This is a genomic window from Stenotrophomonas sp. P2112, assembly GCF_041897515.1.
Classification (GTDB): domain Bacteria; phylum Pseudomonadota; class Gammaproteobacteria; order Xanthomonadales; family Xanthomonadaceae; genus Stenotrophomonas; species Stenotrophomonas sepilia.
In genome coordinates this window covers 583,884-605,547 of the sequence record NZ_CP169216.1, presented here as the reverse complement: position 1 = coordinate 605,547, position 21,664 = coordinate 583,884, and the positions used below count along the sequence as shown (strand labels likewise).

The window sequence follows — 21,664 nt, the reverse complement described above, 5'->3', positions numbered from 1 at the left end:
GCGCCCACGCTCGGCTATCCATATGCAAAGCCGAGCGTGGGCTCGGCTCTACAGGGTCTTGCGCGCCGGCATCAGCAGGTTGCCGAACAGCAGGCCCGCCACCAGCGCCATCACCACGTTCAGAACGGTGAGGAACACGCTCTGGCCGGCGCCCACGTCCTGCTGCTGGACCAGGGTCAGCACGCCACGCAGGCTGGTGCTGCCGGGCACCATCATGATGATGCCCGGCAGGCGGATGATCGCGCCCGGACGCCCGACCAGGCGACCGAACAGGTTGCCACCGGCGGTCAGCAGCATTGCCGACAGGAAGATGCCGGCCGGCGCGCCCCAGGCGTGGCCGCCGAACTTGGAGATCGCGTAACCGGCCACCGAGGCGGCGATCACCCACGGATAATCGCGGCGATTGGCCTTGAACAGCATCGCGAAGGCAAATGCGGCGGTCAGCAGCGAGCCCCACTCCACCCACGGCCCCTGCGGACGCGCGGCCCGGATCACCGGATCCAGGCCGAGCACATCGGCCAGGGTCACCGCGATCATCGCGCCGACGCTGAGCTTCATGATGGTGGTCAGCGCGCCGGCAAAGCGCGCGGTACCCGATACCCAGTGCTGGCTGGCCAGCTCATTGACCGCATTGGTCAGCGACATGCCGGGCAGCAGCACCACCAGCGAGGCGATGATCACCGTATTGAGGTTGAGCGCACCAATGAACGACGCGACCAGGGTGGCGACCATGCCGGCCAGCAGCGCGGCCAGTGCCTCGGCGGCTTCGCGGGTGGCCGGGCGGCGATCGGTGACCATGCCGAGCAGGCCGATCATCAGGCCGATGACACCGGCGGTGGCGATGTCCAGCCACGGCAGCTTCCACATGCCCGCCACGCCCGCCGCGCCGAGGGTGAACGACAGGATGGTGCGCAGCTTGCCGCGCCGGCCCGGATCCTTGTCCAGCTGGCGCAGCGCAGTGTGGCCCTGGGCGATGCTCATCCGCCCGTTGGACACTTCTTCGGCGATGTGGTCGGCAACGCTGAGCTTGTGCAGGTCGTTCTCACCCGGTGCCAGGCGGATCACGCGGGTGATGTCGCTGGAGCCGATCGCCTGGGCCGGATCGCTGAAGCTGAGGATGATACCGGTGGGATTCGACCACGGTTCACAATCCAGATCGAGCTGGCGGGCCAGTGCAACCACCGCCGTTTCCAGGCGCTGGGCCGTGGTGCCATAGCTGTGCAGGCGTCCGGCGATCTCGGAAACAAAGGCCACGCGCTGTGCGTAGGTGGCCTGGGGTGTGGGGATCGTGTGAGCATCTGCGGACATGCGCCGTAGTATTACCTACGCTGGGGCCCGCCGGAGAAATTCATCCAAGTTCGACGCGAAGCCCGATACAGAACGGTTATGCTGCGACCCGAATGGCCCACGTCACCCCGAACCTCGCTCCCCAGCTCGAACAGGATGCCCACGACCCGGGCCTGATCCGCCTGTCCGGCACCTGGACCTTGAAGACCGCGCTGGCCGCGGCCGAAGTCCTGCGCGGCGTTCCCGACGCGCTGACCGGCATCGATGCCACCGGCATCGAGCAGCTCGATTCGGCCGGCGTGCTGCAGGTGCTGCGCGTGGCCCATCGCGCCGATCTCCACGAAGACGCGCTGCAGTTCCGCCCGGACCACCAGGCGCTGGTGTGCACCATCGAGGAAGTGGCCGATGACCGGCCCAAGGCCAAGCGCGATTTCGGCGTGCTGGCCGCGCTGGAGCGGCTGGGCGTCAGCGTCCACGCCACCGGCCACAACATCAAGGCCCTGTGCAGTTTCCTCGGCGAGAACCTGGTCAAGGCGGCGCGGCTGGTCAAGGAACCCCGCCGCTTCCGGCTGACCGCCACCGTGCATCAGATGGAGCAGGTCGGGCTGGATGCGGTGCCGCTGGTGGCGCTGTTGTCCTACCTGGTGGGTGCGGTGATCGCCTTCCTCGGCTCGACCATCCTGCGCGACTTCGGCGCCGAGATCTACGTGGTCGAGCTGGTCAACATCGCCTTCCTGCGCGAGTTCGCCGTGCTGCTGACCGCGATCGTGCTGGCCGGCCGTACCGCCAGCGCGTTCACCGCGCAGATCGGTGCGATGAAGGCACGCGAGGAGATCGATGCGATGCGTACGCTGGGCCTGGACCCGGTCGACCTGCTGGTGCTGCCACGCTTGCTCGCCCTGCTGGTCACCCTGCCCTTGCTGACCTTCATCGCGATGATCGCCGGCCTGGCCGGCGGCATCACCGTCGGTGCGTTCGACCTCGACATCCCGCCGCAGATGTACATCGCGCGCATGCACGAGACGATGGAAGTGCGGCACCTGCTGGTGGGCCTGTCGAAGGCGCCGGTATTCGCCCTGGTGATCGGCCTGATCGGCTGCCTGGAGGGCCTGAAGGTCGAGGGCACCGCGCAGTCGGTCGGCGAGCGCACCACTTCCAGCGTGGTGCAGACGATCTCGCTGGTGATCATCATCGACGCCTTCGCAGCGTTGTGGTTCATGCACATGGACTGGTGACATGAGCACATCCGCCCTCCCCGAATCCATCGACATGCGCGACGACCAGGGCCACGAACTGGCCATCCGCGTGCGTGGTCTGGTCAACCGGTTCGGCAGCCAGACCGTGCACGAAGACCTGGATCTGGACGTACGCCGCGGCGAGATCCTGGGCGTGGTCGGCGGCTCCGGCACCGGCAAGTCGGTGCTGATGCGCTCGATCCTCGGCCTGCGTGTGCCGGATGCTGGGCAGATCGAAGTCCTCGGCCGCGATGCGCGTGCCGACGACGCCGAGAGCCGCCTGCACATCGAACGCAATACCGGTGTGCTGTTCCAGGACGGTGCCCTGTTCTCGTCGCTGACCGTGGGTGAGAACGTCCAGGTTCCATTGAAGGAACACCACCGCGAACTGCCCGAGCGCTGGCACTACGAACTGGCGCTGCTGAAAGTGAAACTGGCCGGCCTGCCCGCCGACGCGATCAACAAGCTGCCTTCGCAGCTGTCCGGCGGCATGCGCAAGCGCGCCGGCCTGGCCCGGGCGCTGGCGCTGGATCCGCCGTTGCTGTTCCTGGACGAACCCACCGCCGGCCTCGACCCGATCGGCGCGGCCGCGTTCGACCGCCTGATCAAGACGCTGCAGGAAGCGCTGGGGCTGACCGTGTTCCTGATCACCCACGACCTGGACACGCTGTACGCCATCTGCGACCGCGTCGCCGTGCTGGCCGACCGCAGGGTGGTGGCCAATGCGCCGCTGCCGGACATCGAGAAACTGGATCATCCGTGGATCCAGGAATACTTCCACGGACCCCGCGCGCGCGCCGCGCGTGGCGAACAGATCGAGAGTGCCTGAGCCATGGAAACCAAAGCCAACTACGTGCTGATCGGCGCGTTCACCCTGATCACCGGCCTGGCCCTGCTGGCCTTCGGCCTGTGGGCGGCCAAGTACTCCTCCGACCGCACCTGGCAGGAGTACCGCGTGGTGTTCCGCGAAGCGGTGACCGGCCTGTCGGTGGGCAGCCCGGTGCAGTACAACGGCATCGCGGTGGGCTCGATCACCGAACTGAACCTGGTGCCGGACGACCCGCGCCAGGTGGTCGCGCGCATCCGCCTGAACTCCAACACGCCGGTCAAGACCGATACCCGCGCCAAGCTGGCGATCACCAGCCTGACCGGCCCGTCGATCATCCAGCTCAGCGGCGGCACGCCGCAGTCGCCGGCACTGACCACGGTCAACAAGGATCCGGCACCGATCATCCCGACCACGCCCTCGGCGCTGCAGAACATCACCGACGTGGCCAACCGCATCGTCGAGCGCATGGACCAGATCCTCAGCGACCGCAACGTGGCCTCGATCAACGCGACGCTGGCCAACCTGGAGACGATCAGTGGTGGCCTGGCCGACCGTGACCAGGGTACGCAGGCGCTGCTGCTCAGCGCGCGCGATGCCGCCCGCAGCCTGGACACCACGCTGAAGACCACCAACGGCACCATCGAGCGCCTGGACAGGAACCTGGTGCAGCAGCTGCCCGGCATCATCGACAAGCTCGACACGACCCTGGCCAAGCTCGATTCGGCCGCCGGCAACGCCGATTCGATCCTTGGCGAGAACCGAGCCGCGATCAACAGCTTTGCCAACGATGGCCTTGGCCAGCTGGGCCCGACGCTGACCGAACTGCGCGGCCTGATCCGCGACCTGCGCCGGGTCAGCGACCGCCTCGAGAACAACCCCGCGCGCTACCTGCTGGGCCGCGACGCACCGAAGGAGTTCGAACCCAAATGAGCCCGACCACCCTTCCGCGCCTGCTGCTGGCCGCTTCGATGGTCACCCTGCTGGGCGGCTGCTCCATCCTCGGCAGCAGCGAGAAAACCGCGGTGACGCTGTACTCGCCGTCCGTGCAGGTCAAGGCGGACCCGGCATGGCCGCAGGCCAGCTGGCAGCTGGTGCTGGCCAAGCCCAGCGCCGCGCGCATGGTCGACAGCCCGCGCATCAATGTGCGGCCGACACCCTCCCAGCTTGAGATCTACAAAGGGGCCAGCTGGGCGCAGCCGGCCACCGACATGATCGAGGACACCCTGCTGCGTGGCTTCGAGGATTCCGGCCGCATCCGCGGCGTGGCCCGCAGCACTGCCGGCATCCGCGCCGACTACAAGCTGTCCACCGACGTGCGCCGCTTCGAATCGGATTACCAGGGCCAGGCCACGCCGACCGTGGTGATCGAGGTCAACGCCAAGCTGATCCATGTCGCCGACCAGCGCGTGGTGGCTGACCGCACCTTCCGCCAGGCGCAGCCGGTCGGCAGCACAGACATACCAGCGGTGACCGCAGCCTTCGAGCGCGGCCTGCAGCAGCTGGCGCAGGACATGGTGGGCTGGACGTTGACCAGCGGCCAGGCCGACCAGCCGAACGTTGCGCGCTGATCTCCGCATTCGCCGGGCACGTGGTTGCGGGGTCAGATCCCTTTCCTGCCGGAAAGGGATCTGACCCCTTCTTCGTCAACGCGGCGCAATCCAGCGGAACGTCAGGTTGATGCGCTCGCCCTGCACCCGCGTCATCTTCGGCAACGCGTGCTGGTAGAAGCGCTGGGTATGCCCGGCCATCAGCAGCAGGTCACCATGGCCAAGCACGAATTCAGCCTTGCGCGCCGGATCGTCGCGTCGGCGCAGCAGGAAACGGCGCGCCGCACCCAGGCTCAGCGACGCGATCACCGGGGCCGGCCCCAGCTCCGGCTCGTCATCGCTGTGCCAGCCCATGTAGTCGCCGCCACCGCGATAGCGGTTCAGCAGCACGCTGTTGAAGCGGCCGTAGCCTTCAGCCCGCAGGCGCTCGCGCACGGCCTGCAACACAGGCGGCCACGGATGCGGCACGAACTCGGCACCGGAGTAGCGGTAGCGCGCCTGCGGGTCGCCGATCCAGCAGCTCAGCCGCGGCGAATCCACCCAGTTGCCGAACATGCGGATGCGGTGGACGTCCCACCGCACGTCGGCCTGCAGCGCCCCCATGAGCCGGTCGGCGTCGGCAGCAGCCAGCCAGCCCGGCAGGTGCTGGACGTCGGCGTCGGGCAGGTCATGGGGGAACAGCATGGCGGCACCTCAAAAAACAGGGCGGCACGCTTGGCCGCCCTTGCAGCCTCAGCCGCGCTGGAACGCGACGCCGGTCTTTTCCTCCAGTTCTTGATCGCTGACACCCGGCGCGGCCTCCACCAGCAGCAGGCCCTTGTCAGTCACGTCGAACACGGCCAGATCGGTGATGATGCGGTCGACCACGCCCACGCCGGTCAACGGCAACGTGCATTCGGCCAGGATCTTGTGCTCGCCGTTCTTGGCGGTGTGCTCCATCAGCACCACCACGCGCTGCACGCCGGCCACCAGATCCATCGCGCCGCCCATGCCCTTGACCATCTTGCCGGGCACCATCCAGTTGGCCAGGTCGCCCTTGTCGGTCACCTGCATGGCACCGAGGATGGCCAGATTGACGTGTCCACCACGGATCATCGCGAAGCTGTCGTGGCTGCCAAAGTAGCTGGCGCCCGCACGTGCGGTGACGGTCTGCTTGCCGGCATTGATCAGGTCGGCGTCGACTTCAGCGTCGGTCGGGAACGGGCCGATGCCGAGCAGGCCGTTCTCCGACTGCAGCCACACGTCCACGCCTTCGGGAATGTGGTTGGCGACCAGGGTCGGCAGGCCGATGCCCAGGTTCACGTAGGCACCATCGGTCAGTTCCTGGGCGGCACGGGCCGCCATTTCATCGCGGGTCCACGCCATGTCAGTTGCCCTCCGCGCGGATGGTGCGCTGTTCGATTCGCTTCTCGGGATGCGGGTTGTGCACGATGCGGTGCACGTAGATGCCCGGCAGGTGCACCTGGTCCGGGTCGATGGCGCCGACCGGCACTACCTCTTCAACCTCCACGATGCAGACCTTGCCGGCCATCGCGCAGGCAGGGTTGAAGTTGCGCGCGGTCTTGCGGAACACCAGGTTGCCAGCCTCGTCGGCCTTCCAGGCCTTGATCAGTGCCACGTCGGCGCGCAACGCGGTCTCCATCACGTAGTGCTTGCCATCGAACGCGCGGGTTTCCTTGCCCTCGGCCACCACCGTGCCATAGCCGGTGGCAGTGAAGAACGCAGGGATGCCCGCGCCGCCGGCACGCAGGCGCTCGGCCAGGGTGCCCTGCGGGTTGAATTCCAGCTCCAGCTCGCCGGCCAGGAACTGCCGCTCGAATTCCTTGTTCTCGCCCACGTAGGACGAAATCATCTTCTTGATCTGCCGCGTTTCCAGCAGCTGGCCGAGGCCGAAGCCATCGACGCCGGCATTGTTGGAGATCACGGTCAGGCCCTTGACGCCGCTGTCGCGCAGCGCAGCGATCAGCGCCTCGGGAATGCCACACAGGCCAAAGCCGCCCACGGCCAGGGTCTGCCCATCGGCGACCACCCCCTGCAGGGCCTCCGCCGCACTGGCGAAGCGCTTGCCGCGCTTTCCGCCGGAAGTCGATTGCTGCATTGCTGTAGTACCTGCGAATGGATAAGCGCATTCTAGCCGCAGGCCTGCACCCGACGGGTTTGCGGCGCAGCAAACCGCGCGGATGCAGCGGCCCGGGGCCGGGATGCCGCTTTCTGGCCCATGCCCCAACGCGGATACAATGGACGATCCCGCCGCGTCAGCCCGCGAACGATGCCCCCAGCGCCTCCTGCCCCCTCTCCTGCAGCCCACGACCGCGCCCTGTGCGTGGACCTGGATGGCACGCTGCTGGACACGGACCTCCTGTATGAATCGCTGCTGGTGCTGTTGGCGCGCAATCCGCTGTACCTGTTCCTGCTGCCGTTCTGGCTGCTGCAGGGCAAGGCCGCACTGAAGCGGCAGATCGCTGCACGCGTCACCATCGATCCACGCCGCCTGCCTTACAACCCGAAAGTTCTGGAACTGCTGCGCGACACGGCGCAGCGCCCGCGGGTGCTGTGTACCGCCTCGGACCAGCTGCTGGTCGCGCCGATCGCCGCACACCTGGGCCTGTTCGAGCAGGTGATCGCCAGCGATGGCCAGCGCAACCTGTCCGGCACGCACAAGGCACAGGCCCTGGTGGATGCCTTCGGCGAGCGTGGTTTCGACTACGCCGGCAATGGCACGGTCGATCTGGTGGTCTGGGCCCGCGCTGCAGGTGCCTGGGTGGTCAACAACGGCAGCGCACTGGCGGGCGCCGCAGCGCAACGCACGCAGGTACTGGGGCACTGGCCTGCACCGTCCAGGCCGCAGGCGTGGTTGAAGGCACTGCGTCCGCACCAGTGGCTGAAGAACCTGCTGGTGTTCGTTCCGCTGTTGACCGCCCACCGCTTCCTGGAAGCACCGGCAGTGGCCGATGCGCTGCTGGCCTTTGCGGCCTTCAGCCTGTGCGCCTCCGGCGTCTATGTACTCAACGACCTGCTCGACCTTGATGCAGATCGCCGCCATCCGCGCAAGCGCCATCGCCCTTTTGCTGCCGGCCGCTTGCCGCTGCTGCACGGCCTGATTGCGGGCCCGCTGCTGACGCTGTGCGGGCTGGCCGTTGCACTGGCCTGCGGCCCGGCATTCGCCGCAGTGCTGGCGGGCTACTACGTGCTGACCGTCGCCTATTCGTTGCGGCTGAAGCGCATCGTCATGCTCGACGTGGTGCTGCTGGCCAGCCTCTACACCCTGCGCATCATCGGCGGAACCGTGGCCATCGGTGCGGAACTGTCGTTCTGGCTGCTGGCCTTCAGCATGTTCATTTTCCTCTCGCTGGCTCTGCTCAAGCGCTATACCGAACTGCACGCGGTGCTGGCACGTGGCAAGACCCGCGCCAACGGCCGTGGCTACGGCGTGGAAGACCTGCCGCTGCTGCAGTCGCTGGGCGCTGCCGCCGGCTATTGCGCCGTGCTGGTGATGGCGCTGTACATCAACAGCCCCGATAGCGTGGAGCTGTACCGCAACCCGAAGCTGCTGTGGTTCATCTGCCCGGTCCTGCTGTACTGGGTCAGCCGCGCCTGGGTGATCGCCCATCGCGGCAACATGCACGATGACCCGATCGTGTTTGCCGCCACGGATCGGCCCAGCCAGGTGGTGGCCGTGCTGTGCGCCGGGTTTGCCCTGGTGGCGATCTGATGCGGGCCGACGCGCATTCCTGGGGGCGGTATCCGCGCGCGCCACAGTCGCTGATCAGGGTGCACGATCGGCTCGCCACGCTGCCAACCTTCGAGGGCACTGCGTTGCCGCATGGTAACGGACGCAGCTATGGCGACAGCTGCCAGAATCCGGGGGCCACCCTGCTCGACTGTCGCGGTCTGGACCGCTTCATCGCCTTTGACCCGGCCAGCGGACGGCTGCAGTGCGAAGCTGGCGTCACCTTGGGTGAGATCATCGCGCTCGTTCTGCCGCAAGGCTGGTTCCTTCCGGTTACCCCAGGCACGCGTCACGTCACCGTGGGCGGTGCGATCGGCAATGATGTGCATGGCAAGAATCATCATCTGGCCGGCAGCTTCGGTCACCACGTGCTGTCCTTCGAGCTGCTGCGCAGCGACGGCGAACGCCACGTGTGCCGTCCTGGCAATGGCGACGGCTGGTTCGAAGCCACCCTCGGTGGGCTTGGCCTGACCGGAGTGATCACCCACGCCGAGCTGCTGCTGCGCCGCGTGCCGGGCAGCTGTCTGGAGGTGGAGACCATCCGTTTCTCCAGCCTGGCAGATTTTTTTGCGCTGTCACAGGACAGCAGCGAAAGCCACGAGTACAGCGTGGCCTGGATCGACTGCCTGGCACGTGGCCACGCCCTCGGCCGCGGGCATTTCACCCGTGCCAACCATGCCGCGCAGCCGGCCGACGAACGTCCAGCCACGCCCCGGCGGCAGTGGTCGATGCCGCTGATACCACCGATATCACTGGTCAACCGGCTCACTCTGCGCCCGTTCAATACGCTCTATTACTGGCGCCAGCCGGCGCAACGCCGGCGCCACGTCTCACACCTGTTGCCCTTTTTCTATCCGCTTGATGGCATCAGCCAGTGGAACCGGATGTATGGTCCGGCTGGCTTCGTGCAGTACCAGTGCGTGCTGCCACCGCACGCGGCCGCGGATGGAGTTCCCGCCCTGCTGCAGGAAATCGCCCGCAGTGGCCAGGGGTCGTTCCTGGCGGTGCTCAAGCAGTTCGGTACGCGGCCGTCCCTTGGCATGTTGTCCTTTCCGCGCCCGGGTACCACCCTGGCCCTGGACTTCCCCAATACCGGCGAGGCACTGTGGGCCCTGCTGCGGCGCCTGGACCAGATCGTCGATGCCGCCGACGGTGCCCAGTACCCGGCCAAGGATGCGCGGATGACCGCCGCCTCATTCCAGCAGGCGTACCCGCGCTGGCAGGACTTCAGCCGATTCATCGATCCACGTTTCTCGTCCGGCTTCTGGCGCCGGGTGACGGAGTAAGCATGCAGAACGTCCTCATCATCGGCGCCACGTCCGCGATCGCCGAAGCCGTCGGACGGCGCTATGCCGCACGCGGCGCGGCGCTGTTCCTGGTTGCTCGCCGTTCCGAACGGCTCGCCGCCATCGCCGACGACCTGCGCGTGCGCGGTGCACGCGCCACGCACACTTCTTCGATGGACATCAACGATCTGGCCGCCCACGCCGAGCTGCTGGCGCAGGCCTGGCAGGCGCTGGGGCGGGTGGACGTGGTGCTGGTTGCACATGGCACGCTGCCCGATCAGGCAGCGTGTGAGGCCTCGGTGGAAACCTGCATGGCCGAGTTCGCCACCAACGGCAGCTCGACGCTGGCCTTGCTGGGGCCTGTGGCCAATCGGCTGGCCGACGCCGGCAGCGGCACGCTGGCGGTGATCACTTCGGTGGCCGGCGACCGCGGCCGCCAGAGCAACTACGTCTACGGCGCCGCCAAGGCTGCGGTCAGTACCTACCTGAGTGGCCTGCGCCAACGCCTGGCCAAGCAGGGCGTGGCGGTGGTCGACATTCGTCCGGGCTTCGTCGACACGCCGATGACGGCCCACCTGCGCAAGGGCCCATTGTGGGCAACGCCGGACCAGGTCGCGCGCCGCATCGTCGCCGGCATCGGGCGCGGCACCCCGGTGCTGTATGCCCCGGGCTTCTGGCGGTTGATCATGACGGTGATCCGCCTGCTGCCGCAGGCCCTGTTCAACAGGATCTCGCTGTGAGCACTGCAACGGACTCCGAGCTGGAGCAGAAGATCATCATTCCCGGTGGTGCCGGCCTGGTCGGCCAGAACCTGGTCGCCATCCTCAAGCGCCAGGGCTACCGCCGACTGGTGGTGATCGACAAGCACGCTGCCAATCTCGAGGTACTCGCGCGTCTGCATCCGGATGTGGTGACCGAACACGCCGACCTGGCAGAGCCGGGCACCTGGGAGCGCCATTTCGCTGGTGCCGACGCCGTGGTGATGCTGCAGGCGCAGATCGGCGGCACCGATCCTCTGCCATTCGTGCGCAACAACATCACTGCCACCGACCTCATCCTCGATGCCATCGAGCGTCACGCCGTGCCCTACACGGTGCACGTCAGCTCCTCGGTGGTCTGTTCGGTGGCCGATGACGACTACACCCGCACCAAGCGTGAGCAGGAGCAACGGGTCGCCGCGCGCGGCATCCCTGCGGTCATCCTGCGCCCGACCCTGATGTTCGGCTGGTTCGACCGCAAGCACCTGGGATGGCTGTCGCGCTTCATGCGCAGGGTTCCGGTATTTCCGATTCCTGGCGATGGACGCTACATGCGCCAGCCACTGTATGCCGGCGATTTCGCCACCATCATCGCCAGCTGCCTGCGCTCGCGCATTGCTGGCCAGCGCTACAACATCACCGGCCTGGAGAAGGTCGATTACATCGACATCATCCGCCAGATCAAGCGCAGCACGCGTGCCCGCACCCTGCTGCTGCACATCCCCTACCGCCTGTTCCACCTGCTGCTGAGGACCTGGGCGCTGTTCGACCGCGACCCACCGTTCACCGCGGCGCAGCTGCAGGCACTGGTGGCCCATGATGAGTTCGAAGTCATCGACTGGCCTTCGATCTTCAACGTACGGCCGACGCCCTTCGCGCAGGCCATCGACGCCACCTTCAACGACCCCGAGTACGGCGACATCGCCCTGGAGTTCTGATCATGAGCGAGCGCATCGCCGTTCTCGGCGCCGGCCCGATGGGCCTTGCCGTGGCCTACCAGCTGGCCCGCGACGGCCATCAGCCCGTGGTATTCGAAGCCGATGACCGGGTTGGCGGAATGACCGCGAGCTTCGACTTCGGCGGCATGCCGATCGAACGCTACTACCATTTCCATTGCACCTCCGATCACGATTTCCTGACCGTGCTCGACGAGCTGGGGCTGGGCGAACGCATGCGCTGGACCGAGACCCGCATGGGCTACTGGTTCGGCAAGCGCCTGCAGCCATGGGGCAATCCGATCGCCCTGCTGCGCTTCAGGGGCCTGGGGATGATGGCGAAGATCCGTTACGGCCTGCATGCTTTCCTGTGCACGCGTCGCAACAACTGGCGCCCGCTGGACCACGTTGAAGCCTCCTCCTGGATCCGCCGCTGGGTTGGCGCCGAAGCCTACGAAACGCTGTGGCGCCGGTTGTTCGACTACAAGTTCTACGACTATGCCGGCAACCTGTCCGCGGCCTGGATCTGGAGCCGGATCCGGCGCATCGGGCGCTCCCGTTACAGCCTGATGCGCGAAAAGCTCGGGTATCTGGAAGGCGGTTCATCCACCCTGCTCGATGCCCTGCATGCGGACATCCTGCGCCATGGTGGCGAGGTGCGGCTGTCCAGCCCGGTGCAACGCATCGTGATCGAGGACGGCCGCGTACGCGGTGTCCAGGTCGGCGGCGAGCATCTGACCTTCGACAAGGTCATTTCCACGGTACCGCTGCCGTTCGTGCCACGCCTGGCGCCGGACCTGCCGGAGTCCATCCTGGCGAAGTTCCGCGCCTTGAACAACATTGCGGTGGTCTGCGTGATCGCCAAGCTGCGCAGGCCGGTCTCGGCCAACTTCTGGGTCAACACCAACGACCCGGACATGGACATCCCCGGCATCGTCGAGTACACCAACCTGCGCCCGATGGATGCCCATATCGTCTACGTGCCGTTCTACATGCCCGGCGAGCACGAGCGTTATGGCGACAGCGACGACGTGTTCGCCGACAAGGTGCGCCGCTACCTGTGCATGATCAATCCGCAGCTGGGCTCAGATGACTTCATCGACGTGCGGGTCAGCCGCTACCGCCACGCGCAGCCAATCTGCGAACCGGGCTTCCTCGACCGGCTGCCGCCGCGCCGGCTGCCGGTGGAAGGACTGTGGGTGGCCGATACCTCGCACTACTACCCCGAAGACCGCGGCATCTCCGAGAGCATCGGCTTCGGACGCGCCATGGCCCGCGAGGCGGTGGCGTGACCCTGTCCCGCCCGTTCCTGCTGTTCCTGCTGGCCGGCGGCATCGCTGCGCTGGCCAACATCCTGTCGCGCATGCTGTACAGCCACTGGATGCCGTTCACCCCGGCGATCATCGCCGCCTACCTCACCGGCATGGTTACCGCCTTCGTGCTGACCCGCTGGTTGGTGTTTTCCGGCAGCACACGCCCCCTGCACCACTCGGCGTTCTACTTCGTGCTGGTCAACCTGTTCGCGGTGGCCCAGACCTGGCTGGTTTCCACCGTCCTGGCCTACCACCTGCTGCCATGGCTGGGCGTGGACCTGCTGCGCCTGGAAATCGCCCACGTGGTAGGTGTGGCGGTGCCGGTGGTGTCCAGCTACTTCGGCCACAAGTACCTGTCGTTCCGATGACTGCTCCCGGGGTGCCGTTTGCGGAAAACGCTTCCCACACATCCATGGCCGTAAACTACGGCGCTGACCTCACCCAGGATCCCGATCGATGCCCCTGCCCGCCTTCAAGGCCTATGACATCCGCGGCCGCGTGCCGGAAGAACTGAACGAAGATCTGGCCCGCCGCATCGGCGTGGCGCTGGCGGCGCAGCTTGCACCGGGCCCGGTGGTACTGGGCCACGACGTGCGCCTGACCAGCCCCGCGCTGCAGGATGCACTGGCCGCAGGCCTGCGCGGTACCGGGCGCGAGGTGATCGACATCGGCCTGTGTGGCACGGAAGAAGTCTATTTCCAGACCGACCACCTGGGCGCGGCCGGCGGCGTGATGGTCACCGCCAGCCACAACCCGATGGACTACAACGGCATGAAGCTGGTCAAGGAGAACGCGCGGCCGATCAGCTCCGATACCGGCCTGTTCGCGATTTCCGATGCGGTCGCCGCCGACACGTCCGAGGCGCAACCGCCGCGTGCCGCGCAGAGCGCCCGGCACGACAAGAGCGCGTATATCCAGCATCTGCTGAGCTATGTCGATGCTGGCAAGCTGCGCCCACTGAAGCTGGTGGTCAACGCCGGCAACGGCGGCGCCGGTGCCATCGTCGACCTGCTGGCACCGCACCTGCCGTTCGAATTCATCCGCATCTGCCACGAACCGGACGGCAGCTTCCCCAACGGCATTCCCAACCCGCTGCTGCCGGAGAACCGCGCCGCCACTGCCGACGCGGTGCGCGAACACGGCGCCGATTTCGGCATTGCCTGGGATGGTGACTTCGACCGTTGCTTCTTCTTCGACCACACCGGCCGCTTCATCGAGGGCTACTACCTGGTCGGCCTGCTGGCCAAGGCAATCCTGGCGCGCACCCCCGGCGGCAAGGTCGTGCATGACCCGCGCCTGGTCTGGAACACCGTGGACATGGTCGAGCAGGCCGGCGGCGTACCGGTGCAGTGCAAGAGCGGCCACGCCTTCATCAAGGAAAAGATGCGCGCCGAAGATGCGGTGTACGGCGGCGAGATGAGCGCCCACCACTATTTCCGCGAGTTCGCCTATGCCGACTCGGGCATGATCCCGTGGCTGCTGATCGCCCAGCTGGTCTCTGAAAGCGGGCGCTCGCTGGCCGACTGGGTGGAAGACCGCATGGCGGCCTACCCGTGCAGCGGCGAAATCAATTTCAAGGTCAGCGATGCCAAGGCGGCCGTCGCACGCGTGATGGAGCACTTCGCGGCGCAGTCGCCCACGCTGGACCACACCGACGGCATCAGTGCCGACTTCGGCGACTGGCGCTTCAACCTGCGCAGCTCCAACACCGAGCCACTGCTGCGCCTGAATGTTGAAGCCCGTGGTGATGCCGCGCTGATGCAGGCGCGCACCGACGACATCTCCCGCCTCATCCAGCAGTAACCGAGGAACGCATGAGCAGCATCCAGCCCGTCATCCTGTCCGGTGGATCCGGTACCCGCCTGTGGCCGCTGTCGCGCGAGGCGTACCCGAAGCAGTTCCTGCCGCTGGCGGGTGAACTGACGATGCTGCAGGCCACCTGGAAGCGCGTGGCGCCGATCGCCGCGCGCGGACCGCTGGTGATCGCCAACGAAGAGCATCGCTTCGTCGCCGCCGAGCAGCTGCAGCAGGTTGGCGCCGAGCCGGCCGCGATCATCCTCGAGCCGGTCGGCCGCAACACGGCCCCGGCGATCGCGGTGGCCGCGCTGGAGGCCACCCGCGACGGTGCCGACGCCCTGCTGCTGGTGTTGCCGTCCGATCACGTGATCACCAACGAGACTGCGTTCCGCAGCGCCGTGCAGGCGGCGGCCGGCGCTGCCGAGGCCGGCAAGCTGGTGACCTTCGGCATCGTGCCGACCGGGCCGGAAACCGGCTACGGCTACATCAAGGCCGCCGATGGCCAGGGCCTGCGTGCGGTCGAGCGCTTCGTCGAGAAGCCGGACCTGGATACCGCGACCGGCTACGTCAGCAGCGGCCAGTACTACTGGAACAGTGGCATGTTCCTGTTCAAGGCCTCGCGCTACCTGCAGGAACTGGAACGCTTCCAGCCCGCGATGCTGGCTGGCAGCCGCCAGGCCTGGCAGCAGGCGCGCCGAGATGCCGACTTCACCCGCCTGGACAAGGACGCCTTCACTGCCGTTCCGTCCGATTCGATCGACTACGCGGTGATGGAGAAGACCGCCGATGCGGTGGTGATTCCATTGGATGCGGGCTGGAACGATGTCGGTTCGTGGACTGCCCTGCGCGACGTCTCGCAGCAGGACGGCGATGGCAACGCGCACCAGGGCGACGTGATCGCCATCGACTGCCGCAATACCTATGCCTACGGCCAGCGCCTGGTGGCCATGGTCGGCCTCGATGACGTGATCGTGGTCGAGACCGACGATGCGGTGCTGGTGGGCAAGGCCGACCGCATGCAGGAGGTCAAGACCGTGGTGGCACAGCTCAAGGCCGAAGGCCGCAGCGAGGCCACCTGGCACCGCAAGGTCTATCGCCCGTGGGGCGCCTACGATTCGATCGACAACGGCGAGCGCTTCCAGGTCAAGCGGATCACGGTCAAGCCCGGCGGCACGCTGAGCCTGCAGATGCACCACCATCGCGCCGAGCACTGGATCGTGGTCAGCGGCACCGCCGAGGTGACCCGTGGCGATGAAGTGATCCTGCTCAGCGAGAACCAGAGCACCTACATTCCGCTGGGCGTAACCCACCGCCTGCGCAACCCGGGCAAGCTGCCGCTGGAACTGATCGAAGTGCAGTCCGGCAGCTACCTCGGCGAGGATGACATCGTGCGCTTCGAGGATACCTACGGGCGCAGCTGAGGTTTGCCCGGGGTCGGAACCCGTTGCTGCGCAGCGGGCTCTGACCCGTTCCTGATCGGCCCGGCCGCGCTGCATCGCCGGGCATGGCCCGGCGCTACGGCCATCAGGCAATCTCCGCCATCACCCGCTTCAGGCCATCCTGCCAGGTCGGCAGCACGATGCCGAAATCCTGCTGCAGCTTGCGGTTGTCCAGCACCGACCAGGCCGGGCGCTTGGCCGGGGTCGGATACTCGGAACTGGGAATCGCCTCGACCGTCGGCACCTTGGCCAACACGCCGCTGGCCAATGCCTCGGCGAAGATCGCTTCGGCGAACCCATGCCAGCTGGTCTGGCCGCTGGCGGTCAGGTGCCAGGTCCCGGACAGCTGCTCCGGATGCTGCAGCGCCTGCAAGGTGACATCAGCGATCAGCGCGGCCGGCGTTGGCGTGCCGATCTGGTCGGCCACCACCCGCAACGCATCGCGTTCGGCCCCGACGCGCAGCATGGTGCGCAGGAAGTTCGCGCCGTGCGAGGCATACACCCACGCCGTGCGGAAAATCAGATGGCGGCCACCGGCCGCACGCACCGCGTCCTCGCCATCGCGCTTGCTGGTGCCATACACGCCCAGTGGCGCGGTCGGCTCGTCCTCGCGGTAGGGGGCGCTGCCCTGGCCATCGAACACGTAGTCGGTGGAGTAATGCACGAACGGCACGCCGTGCGCCGCACACCAGCGCGCGATCACGCCCGGTGCCTGCGCGTTGGCAGCGAACGCAGCGTCCGCATCCTGTTCGGCACGATCCACCGCCGTGTAGGCCGCGGCATTGACCACCAGCGACGGCTGCACGCGATCCAGCAGTGCCGGCAGGCTGTCGGGCTGGCCGAAGTCGGCCGTTTCGCACGCACTGCCGTCCGGCAGCTGGCCGCTGCGGGTAGTCGCGACCACCTTGCCCAGCGGCACCAGCGCGCGCAGCAGCTCCTGGCCGACCTGGCCATTGCCACCGAACACCAGCACGGTCATGGCACGTAGACCGGCAGGCGGTCTTCAGCAATGTCCTTCAGGAATGGCGCGTTCTCGTCCTTGGCCGACAAGGTCGGGGCACTGACCGGCCAGTCCACGGCGATGTCAGCGTCGTTCCAGCGGATACCCGCATCGACCTCCTTGACGTAGACATCCGTGCACAGATAGCTGAACAGAGCGCGCTCGGACAGCACGGCGAATCCGTGGGCGAAGCCTTCGGGAATCCAGAACTGCTTTTTGTTTTCCGCGCTCAGCACCACCGCCTCCCACTGGCCGAAGGTGGGCGAGCCGCGCCGGATATCCACAGCGACGTCGTAGACCTCGCCCTCCAGCACGGTCACCAGCTTGCCCTGCGGGCGCGGCCACTGGTAATGCAGGCCGCGCAGCACGCCCTTGGCAGAGGTGGAGACATTGCTCTGCACGAAGCGCTCCGGCAGGCCCAATGCAGCGAAGCGCTCGGCGTTCCAGGTTTCGTAGAAGAAGCCACGTTCGTCGCCGAACACCGCCGGCTCGATGACCCGGCATCCCGGCAGTGACGTCTCGATTACTTTCACGGAACCACTCCGCGCTGGGCCAGCGTGTGCAGGTACTGGCCGTAGCCATTCTTGATCAGTGGTGCAGCCAGTGCTTCCAGCTGCTCGGCGTTGATCCAGCCCTGGCCGAACGCAATTTCCTCCGGGCAGCAGACCTGCAGGCCCTGGCGGGTCTGGATGGTCTCGATGAAGTTGGACGCCTCCAGCAGCGACTGATGAGTACCGGTGTCCAGCCAGGCGTAGCCACGGCCCAGCGCTTCCAGATGCAGGTTGCCTTCGGCCAGGTAGCGCTTGTTGAGATCGGTGATTTCCAGCTCACCACGCGGCGACGGCTTGAGTTCGGCCGCATGCGCGCTGGCATTGCCGTCGTAGAAGTACAGGCCGGTCACTGCGTAGTTCGAGCGCGGTTTCTCCGGCTTCTCGACCAGGTCGATGACCTTGCCACTCTTGTCGAACTCGGCCACGCCATAGCGCTCCGGGTCATTGACCCAGTAACCGAACACCGTGGAGCCTTCCACGCGCTCATCGGCGCGCTTGAGTACGTCGCGCAGGCCATGGCCGTGGAAGATGTTGTCGCCCAGCACCAGGCAGCTCGGCTTGCCGGCGACGAAATCACGGCCGATCAGGTAGGCCTGCGCCAGGCCGTCCGGACTCGGCTGCACCGCGTACTGGATGTCCATGCCCCACTGCGAGCCGTCGCCCAGCAACTGCTGGAACAGCGCCTGCTCGTGCGGGGTGTTGATGATCAGCACTTCGCGGATGCCCGCCAGCATCAGCACGCTGAGCGGGTAGTAGATCATCGGCTTGTCGTACACCGGCAGCAGCTGCTTGCTGACGCCCTTGGTGATCGGATACAGCCGGGTGCCGGAGCCACCAGCCAGAATGATGCCTTTACGCTGCGTCATGTCGTCTCCAGGATTCAGGCCGCAGTGCCGATGCGCTGCAGACGGTAGCTGCCGTCCAGCACGCCGTTGACCCAGTCCTGGTTGTCCAGGTACCAGTCGACGGTGAAGGCGATGCCCTGCTCGAAGGTGTAGGCCGGTTCCCAGCCCAGATCGTTCTTCAGCTTGGACGCATCGATCGCATAGCGGCGGTCATGGCCGGGGCGGTCAGTGACATAGGTGATCTGGCTGCTGCGCGGCTGGCCGTCTTCGCGCGGACGGCGCTGGTCCAGCAACGCGCAGATGGCCTGCACTACTTCGATGTTCTGCTTTTCCGAATTGCCGCCGACGTTGTAAGTCTCGCCGACCTGGCCCTTGGCCAGCACGGTGCGGATCGCTTCGCAGTGATCGGACACGAACAGCCAGTCACGCACCTGCTTGCCATCGCCGTACACCGGCAGCGGCTCGCCGGCCAGCGCCTTGGCGATCACCAGCGGGATCAGCTTCTCGGGGAAGTGGTACGGGCCGTAGTTGTTGGAGCAATTGGTCGTCAGTACCGGCAACCCGTAGGTGTGGTGGAAGGCACGCACCAGGTGGTCCGAAGCGGCCTTCGACGCCGAGTACGGCGAATTCGGGGCATACGGGGTGGTTTCGCTGAACTTGCCGGTCTCGCCCAGGGTGCCGTACACCTCGTCGGTGGACACGTGCAGGAAGCGGAAGGCCGCGCCCTGTTCGGCCGGCAGCGCCTTCCAGTAGTCACGGACCGCTTCCAGCAGGCCCAGGGTGCCCACCACGTTGGTCTGGATGAACGCACCCGGGCCGTCGATGGAACGGTCCACGTGGCTCTCAGCGGCGAAATTCAGTACGGCGTCGGGCTGGTGTTCGGCCAGCAGGCGGGTCACCAGAGCGCTGTCGCCGATGTCACCCTGCACGAATTCGTGGTTCGGGTTGCCGTCCAGGCTGGACAGGGTCTTCAGGTTGCCGGCGTAGGTCAGCGCGTCGAGGTTGATGACCTTGATGCCACGGGCGACCGCTTCGAGAACAAAGTTACCGCCAATGAATCCGGCACCGCCGGTGACAAGCCATGTGGGCACTACTTGTTCTCCTGATCGAAATTCATCCAAGGGGTGCCATGAAGCACCCCAGCACAGCAGCACAGGATACATGTGGTTCGTCTTCACGACTGCCTGCGTGACGTGAACGACGCACTGGATTCACGCGAGCCATGCCGCAGCGCAGCATAACCATACGCATTCGCATGGTCGCCCCAAGCCAGCTAGAATCGGGATCCCACCCCCGAACCGGTTGCTGTGCGAGGACCGGACGTTCTCTCCGTTATTGAAGGACCCCGTACCAGATGAAAATCCTCGTCGCGTACAAGCGCGTGGTGGACTATAACGTCCGCATTCAGGTCAAGCCGGACGGTTCCGGCGTGGTCACCGACGGCGTCAAGCTGTCCCCCAACCCCTTCGATGAAATCGCCCTGGAAGAAGCCCTGCGCCTGCGCGACAAGGGCATCGCCAGCGAAGTCGTGGTTGCCACCATTGCCCCCGCAGATGCCCAGGCGCACCTGCGCAACGGCCTGGCCATGGGCGCCAACCGCGCCATCCATGTGGTCACCGACCAGGCCATCCAGCCGCTGACCGCCGCACGGACCCTGCTCAAGCTGATCGAGAAGGAACAGCCGGACCTGGTGATCCTCGGCAAGCAGGCCATCGACGACGACGCCAACCAGACCGGCCAGATGCTGGCCACGCTGTGGGGCCGCCCGCAGGCGACCTTCGCCAGCAAGCTGGACATTGCCGACGGCAAGGCCACGGTGACCCGCGAAGTCGACGCCGGCCTGGAAACGCTGGAAGTCGATCTGCCGGCGGTGGTCACCACCGACCTGCGCCTGAACGAGCCGCGCTTCATCAAGCTGCCGGACATCATGAAGGCCAAGGCCAAGCCGCTGGAAACCCTGCAGCTGGCCGACCTCGGCGTTGAAGCCGCCGACACCTTCAAGACCACCCAGTACGCCGCACCGTCCAAGCGCAGCAAGGGTGTGATGGTCAAGGACGCGGCCGAACTGGTGGCCGCACTCAAGCAGAAGGGGCTGCTGTAATGAGCAAGATTCTCGTCATCGCCGAGCACCACGACGGCAAGCTCAACGCCGCCACCGCCAAGACCGTCAGCGCTGCCGCCGCCATCGGCGGTGCCAGCATCGATGTCGTGGTGCTGGCCGCCGATCCGGCCGCCGTCGCCGCCGAGGCCGCGAAGATCAGTGGCGTCGCCAAGGTCCTGACCGTGGCCAACGCCGCCAACGCGCAGCCCATCGCCCAGGTGCTGGCGCCGCAGATCGCGCAGCTGGCCAAGGGCTACACCCACGTGTTCGGCCCATCGACCACTTTCGGCAAGGACCTGATGCCGTGCGTGGCCGCGCTGCTGGGCGTCAACCAGGTCTCCGACCTGATGACCGTTGAAGGCAGCCATACCTTCAAGCGCCCGATCTACGCCGGCAACGCGATCATCACCGTTGAAGTCCCGGCCGACCAGATCGTGGTCGCCACCGTGCGTGCCGCCTCGTGGCCGGAAGCCGCCCAGGGCGGCAGCGCCGCCATCGAAGCGGCCAGCGTCGATGCTGCCCTGCCGACCCACACCCGCTTCGTCGGCCTCGCCGCGGGTGCCAGCGACCGCCCGGACCTGCAGAGCGCCAAGCGCGTGGTCTCCGGTGGCCGTGGCGTCGGTTCGGAAGAGAACTTCAAGGTGATCTTCCAGCTGGCCGACAAGCTCGGTGCCGCCGTGGGTGCCTCGCGTGCCGCGGTCGATGCCGGCTACGTGCCCAGCGACCTGCAGGTCGGCCAGACCGGCAAGATCATCGCCCCGGAGCTGTATGTGGCGGTGGGCATCAGCGGTGCGATCCAGCATCTGACCGGCATCAAGGACGCCGGTACGATCGTGGCAATCAACAAGGATCCGGATTCGCCGATCTTTGAAATTGCCGATATTGGGTTGGTGGGGGATCTGTTTGCGATCCTGCCGGAGCTGGAAGCGGCGCTGTAAGACCGAACGTCGCCATTCGCTGCCGGATGGCGACGTTTTGCCGGAGGTGATCCCACCGGCATGAGCCAAGGCG

22 protein-coding genes are annotated in these 21,664 nt (G+C 66.6%); 14 read left to right on the top strand and 8 right to left on the bottom strand.

What is annotated here, in order from left to right:
* Window positions 1-48 precede the first annotated feature (48 nt).
* Window positions 49-1,308, bottom strand: a complete 1,260-nt coding sequence (locus tag ACEPA4_RS02845) for a threonine/serine exporter ThrE family protein (protein ID WP_046428410.1) — start codon at window positions 1,306-1,308, stop codon at window positions 49-51.
* A gap of 92 nt (window positions 1,309-1,400) precedes the next feature.
* Between ACEPA4_RS02845 and ACEPA4_RS02840 the strand changes: the two genes are divergently transcribed.
* From ACEPA4_RS02840 to ACEPA4_RS02825, 4 genes are read left to right on the top strand one after another with little or no spacing between them, the layout of a single operon-like run.
* Entirely contained in the window at window positions 1,401-2,522 is a 1,122-nt protein-coding gene (locus ACEPA4_RS02840) for an ABC transporter permease (protein ID WP_065179137.1), read from the top strand.
* A 1-nt stretch (window position 2,523) separates the two neighbouring features.
* Entirely contained in the window at window positions 2,524-3,351 is an 828-nt protein-coding gene (locus ACEPA4_RS02835; protein WP_061480218.1) for an ABC transporter ATP-binding protein, read from the top strand.
* A 3-nt stretch (window positions 3,352-3,354) separates the two neighbouring features.
* Window positions 3,355-4,281: an MlaD family protein gene (locus tag ACEPA4_RS02830; protein WP_005415199.1), complete on the top strand. Its 927-nt coding sequence runs from the start codon at window positions 3,355-3,357 to the stop codon at window positions 4,279-4,281.
* On the top strand, window positions 4,278-4,919 hold the full coding sequence (locus tag ACEPA4_RS02825; protein ID WP_065196227.1) for an ABC-type transport auxiliary lipoprotein family protein: 642 nt from the start codon (window positions 4,278-4,280) through the stop codon (window positions 4,917-4,919). Before ACEPA4_RS02830 ends, ACEPA4_RS02825 begins: the two co-directional genes overlap by 4 nt.
* A 75-nt stretch (window positions 4,920-4,994) precedes the next feature.
* Here ACEPA4_RS02825 and ACEPA4_RS02820 read toward each other — a convergent pair whose 3' ends face one another.
* From ACEPA4_RS02820 to ACEPA4_RS02810, 3 genes are read right to left on the bottom strand one after another with little or no spacing between them, the layout of a single operon-like run.
* The gene (locus ACEPA4_RS02820; protein WP_262089946.1) at window positions 4,995-5,582 is read right to left on the bottom strand and encodes an alpha-ketoglutarate-dependent dioxygenase AlkB; all 588 of its coding nucleotides are present in this window, start codon (window positions 5,580-5,582) and stop codon (window positions 4,995-4,997) included.
* Window positions 5,583-5,630: 48 nt separating this feature from the next.
* Window positions 5,631-6,263, bottom strand: a complete 633-nt coding sequence (locus tag ACEPA4_RS02815) for a CoA transferase subunit B (RefSeq protein ID WP_065186253.1) — start codon at window positions 6,261-6,263, stop codon at window positions 5,631-5,633.
* A 1-nt stretch (window position 6,264) separates the two neighbouring features.
* Window positions 6,265-6,996 (bottom strand): CoA transferase subunit A, encoded by a 732-nt coding sequence (locus ACEPA4_RS02810; RefSeq protein WP_374082996.1) that lies wholly within the window; start codon window positions 6,994-6,996, stop codon window positions 6,265-6,267.
* A 225-nt stretch (window positions 6,997-7,221) separates the two neighbouring features.
* On the opposite strand from ACEPA4_RS02810, the gene ACEPA4_RS02805 reads away from it, so the two are divergent.
* From ACEPA4_RS02805 to ACEPA4_RS02770, 8 genes are all read left to right on the top strand, one after another.
* Window positions 7,222-8,610, top strand: coding sequence for a UbiA family prenyltransferase (locus ACEPA4_RS02805; RefSeq protein WP_065179131.1), 1,389 nt, complete (start codon window positions 7,222-7,224; stop codon window positions 8,608-8,610).
* On the top strand, window positions 8,610-9,914 hold the full coding sequence (locus ACEPA4_RS02800; RefSeq protein ID WP_262089948.1) for an FAD-binding oxidoreductase: 1,305 nt from the start codon (window positions 8,610-8,612) through the stop codon (window positions 9,912-9,914). Before ACEPA4_RS02805 ends, ACEPA4_RS02800 begins: the two co-directional genes overlap by 1 nt.
* A 2-nt stretch (window positions 9,915-9,916) precedes the next feature.
* Window positions 9,917-10,654 (top strand): SDR family oxidoreductase, encoded by a 738-nt coding sequence (locus tag ACEPA4_RS02795; protein WP_053505585.1) that lies wholly within the window; start codon window positions 9,917-9,919, stop codon window positions 10,652-10,654.
* Window positions 10,651-11,610 (top strand): NAD(P)-dependent oxidoreductase, encoded by a 960-nt coding sequence (locus ACEPA4_RS02790; RefSeq protein ID WP_204324509.1) that lies wholly within the window; start codon window positions 10,651-10,653, stop codon window positions 11,608-11,610. Before ACEPA4_RS02795 ends, ACEPA4_RS02790 begins: the two co-directional genes overlap by 4 nt.
* Before the next feature lie 2 nt (window positions 11,611-11,612).
* On the top strand, window positions 11,613-12,899 hold the full coding sequence (locus ACEPA4_RS02785) for an NAD(P)/FAD-dependent oxidoreductase (protein ID WP_374082995.1): 1,287 nt from the start codon (window positions 11,613-11,615) through the stop codon (window positions 12,897-12,899).
* Window positions 12,896-13,288: a GtrA family protein gene (locus ACEPA4_RS02780; RefSeq protein WP_139726710.1), complete on the top strand. Its 393-nt coding sequence runs from the start codon at window positions 12,896-12,898 to the stop codon at window positions 13,286-13,288. The genes ACEPA4_RS02785 and ACEPA4_RS02780 overlap by 4 nt, the downstream gene beginning before the upstream one ends.
* Window positions 13,289-13,376: 88 nt before the next feature.
* Complete coding sequence (locus ACEPA4_RS02775; protein ID WP_111126832.1) at window positions 13,377-14,723, top strand: phosphomannomutase; 1,347 nt, start codon at window positions 13,377-13,379, stop codon at window positions 14,721-14,723.
* A gap of 11 nt (window positions 14,724-14,734) precedes the next feature.
* Window positions 14,735-16,138, top strand: a complete 1,404-nt coding sequence (locus ACEPA4_RS02770) for a mannose-1-phosphate guanylyltransferase/mannose-6-phosphate isomerase (RefSeq protein WP_065179127.1) — start codon at window positions 14,735-14,737, stop codon at window positions 16,136-16,138.
* Window positions 16,139-16,241: 103 nt separating this feature from the next.
* Here the strand turns inward: ACEPA4_RS02770 and rfbD are convergent, their stop codons facing one another.
* The 4 genes from rfbD to rfbB are packed head-to-tail and all read right to left on the bottom strand — an operon-like array spanning window position 16,242 to window position 19,643.
* Window positions 16,242-17,135: a dTDP-4-dehydrorhamnose reductase gene (gene rfbD, locus ACEPA4_RS02765; RefSeq protein ID WP_065186259.1), complete on the bottom strand. Its 894-nt coding sequence runs from the start codon at window positions 17,133-17,135 to the stop codon at window positions 16,242-16,244.
* Window positions 17,132-17,689, bottom strand: a complete 558-nt coding sequence (rfbC, locus tag ACEPA4_RS02760; protein WP_329953639.1) for a dTDP-4-dehydrorhamnose 3,5-epimerase — start codon at window positions 17,687-17,689, stop codon at window positions 17,132-17,134. Before rfbC ends, rfbD begins: the two co-directional genes overlap by 4 nt.
* Window positions 17,686-18,573 (bottom strand): glucose-1-phosphate thymidylyltransferase RfbA, encoded by an 888-nt coding sequence (gene rfbA / locus ACEPA4_RS02755; protein WP_329953640.1) that lies wholly within the window; start codon window positions 18,571-18,573, stop codon window positions 17,686-17,688. Before rfbA ends, rfbC begins: the two co-directional genes overlap by 4 nt.
* A 14-nt stretch (window positions 18,574-18,587) precedes the next feature.
* A complete protein-coding gene (gene rfbB, locus ACEPA4_RS02750) occupies window positions 18,588-19,643 on the bottom strand; it encodes a dTDP-glucose 4,6-dehydratase (protein WP_164230063.1) in 1,056 nt (351 codons plus the stop codon).
* A gap of 263 nt (window positions 19,644-19,906) precedes the next feature.
* Between rfbB and ACEPA4_RS02745 the strand changes: the two genes are divergently transcribed.
* Together ACEPA4_RS02745 and ACEPA4_RS02740 are read left to right on the top strand one after the other, a co-directional pair.
* Complete coding sequence (locus ACEPA4_RS02745; protein WP_005415186.1) at window positions 19,907-20,653, top strand: electron transfer flavoprotein subunit beta/FixA family protein; 747 nt, start codon at window positions 19,907-19,909, stop codon at window positions 20,651-20,653.
* Window positions 20,653-21,591 (top strand): electron transfer flavoprotein subunit alpha/FixB family protein, encoded by a 939-nt coding sequence (locus ACEPA4_RS02740; protein WP_374082994.1) that lies wholly within the window; start codon window positions 20,653-20,655, stop codon window positions 21,589-21,591. The genes ACEPA4_RS02745 and ACEPA4_RS02740 overlap by 1 nt, the downstream gene beginning before the upstream one ends.
* Window positions 21,592-21,664: the final 73 nt, after the last annotated feature.

Coding starts and splice junctions, on each gene's coding strand:
- ACEPA4_RS02845 (WP_046428410.1), bottom strand. CDS start 1,308: ATGTCCGCAGATGCTCACACGATCCCCACACCCCAGGCCACCTACGCA.
- ACEPA4_RS02840 (WP_065179137.1), top strand. CDS start 1,401: ATGGCCCACGTCACCCCGAACCTCGCTCCCCAGCTCGAACAGGATGCC.
- ACEPA4_RS02835 (WP_061480218.1), top strand. CDS start 2,524: ATGAGCACATCCGCCCTCCCCGAATCCATCGACATGCGCGACGACCAG.
- ACEPA4_RS02830 (WP_005415199.1), top strand. CDS start 3,355: ATGGAAACCAAAGCCAACTACGTGCTGATCGGCGCGTTCACCCTGATC.
- ACEPA4_RS02825 (WP_065196227.1), top strand. CDS start 4,278: ATGAGCCCGACCACCCTTCCGCGCCTGCTGCTGGCCGCTTCGATGGTC.
- ACEPA4_RS02820 (WP_262089946.1), bottom strand. CDS start 5,582: ATGCTGTTCCCCCATGACCTGCCCGACGCCGACGTCCAGCACCTGCCG.
- ACEPA4_RS02815 (WP_065186253.1), bottom strand. CDS start 6,263: ATGGCGTGGACCCGCGATGAAATGGCGGCCCGTGCCGCCCAGGAACTG.
- ACEPA4_RS02810 (WP_374082996.1), bottom strand. CDS start 6,996: ATGCAGCAATCGACTTCCGGCGGAAAGCGCGGCAAGCGCTTCGCCAGT.
- ACEPA4_RS02800 (WP_262089948.1), top strand. CDS start 8,610: ATGCGGGCCGACGCGCATTCCTGGGGGCGGTATCCGCGCGCGCCACAG.
- ACEPA4_RS02795 (WP_053505585.1), top strand. CDS start 9,917: ATGCAGAACGTCCTCATCATCGGCGCCACGTCCGCGATCGCCGAAGCC.
- ACEPA4_RS02785 (WP_374082995.1), top strand. CDS start 11,613: ATGAGCGAGCGCATCGCCGTTCTCGGCGCCGGCCCGATGGGCCTTGCC.
- ACEPA4_RS02775 (WP_111126832.1), top strand. CDS start 13,377: ATGCCCCTGCCCGCCTTCAAGGCCTATGACATCCGCGGCCGCGTGCCG.
- ACEPA4_RS02770 (WP_065179127.1), top strand. CDS start 14,735: ATGAGCAGCATCCAGCCCGTCATCCTGTCCGGTGGATCCGGTACCCGC.
- rfbD (WP_065186259.1), bottom strand. CDS start 17,135: ATGACCGTGCTGGTGTTCGGTGGCAATGGCCAGGTCGGCCAGGAGCTG.
- rfbA (WP_329953640.1), bottom strand. CDS start 18,573: ATGACGCAGCGTAAAGGCATCATTCTGGCTGGTGGCTCCGGCACCCGG.
- ACEPA4_RS02745 (WP_005415186.1), top strand. CDS start 19,907: ATGAAAATCCTCGTCGCGTACAAGCGCGTGGTGGACTATAACGTCCGC.
- ACEPA4_RS02740 (WP_374082994.1), top strand. CDS start 20,653: ATGAGCAAGATTCTCGTCATCGCCGAGCACCACGACGGCAAGCTCAAC.